Here is a 1200-nt window from a genome sequence, read left to right on the forward strand (position 1 = left end):
CGGACGCCGACGCGGCATGGGTGCCATCGCCCGCCGCTTCGGCCTTGCGGACCCACACCCGTACGGTCTCCGTCTTCAGTGACATCCGTTCGGCGATTGTGCGGATCGCCTCGTATTCCGAGGCGTAGTCACCACGGTGCTCGAGGACCAGGCGCACGGCCTTCTCTCGCACCTCGGCTGGATAGACATTCGGCATAAGGATTACCTTCCCAAGAAAGAAGGTGCGCATCAAACCCGGGACGATTCACCTCGATCTTCCCGGAGAACCGGGCCAGCATCGCCCTGCACCACTCCGCCGGATTCCGCACCATCGGCGTCCGCGAACGCATCGCCCAACTCGATGGCATCTGGCGCGACACCGTCTTCCTCGAACGCCGCTCCCCAATGGCCGGATAATCCCCTCGAACCGCCTGGGGCACATGATGTCCGAGCCACCACCTGTTGATCGTGCCGCAATCGCCGCCGACCTCGACCGCACCCGGCGGGCACTGCACGACCTCCTCGATCACGCCTCGCCGGACGACTTCGAGCGCCGCTCAAACGGCACCCGCTGGACCAACGAACAGTTGCTGTTCCACATGGTGTTCGGCTACATGGTGGTACGCCGACTCCTGGTGCTGGTCCGGGTGTTCTCCCGGCTGCCCGACCCGATCGGCCACGGATTCGCCCGCGCCCTGGACGCCGGAACACCGGTGTTCCACCAGATCAACTACCTCGGATCGTGCGCGGCCGCGACCGTGTTCAACCGCCGCCGGATGGGCCGACACTGCGACCGTGTCATCGCCAAGCTGCAGCACTCCCTGTCCAAGGAATCGGAGACGAATCTGCGGCGCAGCATGGCATTCCCGGTGCGCTGGGATCCGTTCTTCACCGAGACCATGACCCTCGAACAGGTCTACCGATACCCGGGCAAGCACTTCGACTTCCACCGCGCCCAGCTCACACTCGGCTGAACCCATTCCGCCGAAATCAGCTCGCGTGCATCCTTCCGAACCGGCCGACGTCTATAGGTGTGCCGACATCCCGGCACCCGACATCGAGTACGAGGACACTTTCATGACCACCATTCCCACCGATACAGACACCGACCGCGCGCTCAAGGCCAAGCACCGGGCGTTGTGGGCCTCCGGCGACTACCCGACCGTCGCCGCCGAGCTGATCCCGACCCTCGGCGAGGTGCTCGTGGAGGCAGCCGATATC

At 64.9% G+C, this 1200-nt stretch carries 1 protein-coding gene and 3 pseudogenes; 3 read left to right on the forward strand and 1 reads right to left on the reverse strand.

From position 1 onward, the window contains the following. A pseudogene (locus tag AC1D1G_RS45365) lies at positions 1 to 196 on the reverse strand (IS3-like element ISMyma10 family transposase); the annotation flags it as partial. A 50-nt stretch (positions 197 to 246) separates the two neighbouring features. Between AC1D1G_RS45365 and AC1D1G_RS45370 the strand changes: the two are divergent. From AC1D1G_RS45370 to AC1D1G_RS45380, 3 genes and pseudogenes are all read left to right on the forward strand, one after another. Then, positions 247 to 396: pseudogene (locus AC1D1G_RS45370) on the forward strand (N-acetyltransferase family protein); the annotation flags it as partial. A 26-nt stretch (positions 397 to 422) separates the two neighbouring features. Continuing rightward, a complete protein-coding gene (locus tag AC1D1G_RS45375; RefSeq protein ID WP_477956957.1) occupies positions 423 to 953 on the forward strand; it encodes a DinB family protein in 531 nt (176 codons plus the stop codon). A 103-nt stretch (positions 954 to 1056) separates the two neighbouring features. After that, positions 1057 to 1200, forward strand: a pseudogene (locus AC1D1G_RS45380) (SAM-dependent methyltransferase); the annotation flags it as partial.

The sequence above is a fragment of the Rhodococcus sp. P3_B8 genome (assembly GCF_056402775.1).

Excerpts from the sequence above, each read along its gene's own strand:
- AC1D1G_RS45375 (WP_477956957.1), top strand. The coding sequence starts at position 423 with ATGTCCGAGCCACCACCTGTTGATCGTGCCGCAATCGCCGCCGACCTC.